The following is a 2,020-nucleotide window of genomic DNA, read 5'->3' on the forward strand; positions in this document are numbered from 1 at the left end:
GGCCGCCGGGTACCCGCCGCGGTGGCGCCCAGCCGGTCCGTCACCAACCTGGTGATCGCGGCGTGCAGCGACCGGACCTCGGCGCGTGCGGGCAGCGTCCGCAGCGCCGCCGCGAGCGCGGGAACGGCGAAGGCGATCCGGCCGTCCTGACCCACCGTCACCACCCGGTCCGCGACCAGCTTGTCCACCGTACGGCCGACTGCTTCGAGCGGTCCGTCCGGCGACTTCGCGCGGTGCAGGTCCTCAAGCCGTACCTCGGCCCGCTCGACCAGGCCTGCGAGTACGGCCGCCGCCGCGACCGTGCCGGCGTCCGGTGACGTGTCCGGCCAGCAGAGGCGGCCCAGTTCCGCGGCGTCCGCCCTGAGCCGCAGCCCGCCCTCGGGCACGGTCAGGCACACCTGGCCGTCGAGTTCGAGCAGGCCGCCGCGCTCCTCAAGCGAGGCGAGCACCGACAGCACGGCGGCCGGGCTGCCCGCCAGCGGGCCCAGCGAGGCCAGCACCGCCGTCACCAGGTCGGGCTCGACGGAACGGCCCAGCCGCCGTACGACGAGCTCGCCGACCTCGGCCGACGACAGCGGCGGCAGTTCGAGCACCCGGTCGGCCGCCGCGGGCAGTTGGGCGGCGGTGACGTGCCCCGGGCTCATCGGCCGGCCTGCCATCACCACCGGCACGCCCGCCGGTCGGAACGTACGCAGCAGCAGCCCGAGCGCGGAGGCCGTCCGGGCCGGCATCCGCTCGGTGTTGTCGAGGATCAGGGCGAAGGGGATCTCACGGGCCGCGTCCGCCAGCACCTCGCCCAGGGTGGACAGCAGGGCCACCTCACCGCCGGGGCCGCCGGCCCGCGCCTGCACCCGGCGTACCGCGGCGATACGCGCCGGCAGCCGGCCGTCGTGGACCTTGGCGAGTACGCCGCAGACGGCGTCCGTGAGAGCGGCGGTACCGCCCGCCGGGTCCTCGCCGGACTCCCAGCCGAACCGCAGGACCCTGCCGCCCTCCTGGACCACCACCTGCCGCGCCTGTTCCACCACGGCGGTCTTGCCGGTTCCGGCGCCACCGGTGACGAGCAGGGTCCGGGCCTCGGCACCGGCGCTGCGTCCGGTACTGCGTCCGGTGGCGTCTCCCGTAGTGCCTGCCGTAGTGCCTGCCGTGGCGCCTCCCGTGGTGCGTAACGCCTCGGCCACGTCCTCGACTTCGCCGTGTCTGCCGACGAGAGGTGAAGGGTGCTGCTGCACGACGACTCCCTGTTTTCCCTTTTTCTCCATGCCGAACTGCTTCATGAGAATTGGAGTCGCCCAAATGACCGAACAGGCCAGCATCTTGTACCGGATTTGCCATGATTGCAGGCGCTGGACCGGGGCCCGTCCGTCGGGTCGGTCCGAGGCGGGCGCCGCCCGTCCGGTACGTGATTCGTCGATTGGTTGCGGTGGAGAAAGTGGCTGCTCGGACAGACACCGAGTTGGTCTTCGGCGGCACGGCCGCACGGTTCCACGGTCCGGGCGAGGAACTGCCGGGCCGAACAGCCGAGTCGGACGACATCGACGACCGCCTCCGCGATCCGGCCGGACCACGACTGGTGCTCGTCCGCGGCGAACGGGGCGTCGGACGCACCGTGTTCGCGCACGCCACCGCCGAGCGACTGCGCGCGGGAGGGATCGCGGTCCTGCCGGTCGACTGCGTCCCCGGCGACGGCGAACGCCCTCAACTGCTGGCCCTGCGACTGGTCATGGCCCTGGAGGAACACCGGTCCGCCGCGACGAAGCGCGCGCCGACACGCCAGCCGGCCGCGGAGGCGCTGTCCGCGATGAAGCACGACGACCGGCCGGCGATGGCCGAAGCGCTCGCCGCCGCCTTGGCCCGTCCGACCCCCGCGGTCGTACTCGTCGACGACGCCCACCACGCCGACGCCGAATCCCTCGCCCTGCTCGACGAGGTCGACCTCGACCGCGCCCCGCCCGGCATCCGGCTGCTGCTCACGGCGGCCCAACACACCGCACCGGCCCGCCCGTCCCCGTCCCCGGAC

At 74.0% G+C, this 2,020-nt stretch carries 2 protein-coding genes; one reads left to right on the forward strand and one right to left on the reverse strand.

What is annotated here, in order from left to right; translation table 11 throughout:
• A partial coding sequence (locus tag O3Q52_RS52405) for an ATP-binding protein (protein ID WP_269655439.1) occupies positions 1–1,232 on the reverse strand: 1,232 nt, incomplete at its 3' end.
• A 200-nt stretch (positions 1,233–1,432) separates the two neighbouring features.
• Between O3Q52_RS52405 and O3Q52_RS52410 the strand changes: the two genes are divergently transcribed.
• On the forward strand, positions 1,433–2,020 hold a 588-nt coding region (locus O3Q52_RS52410), incomplete at its 3' end, for an ATP-binding protein (RefSeq protein ID WP_269655440.1).

Source organism: Streptomyces sp. ActVer, from assembly GCF_027270795.1.
GTDB lineage: Bacteria > Actinomycetota > Actinomycetes > Streptomycetales > Streptomycetaceae > Streptomyces > Streptomyces umbrinus_A.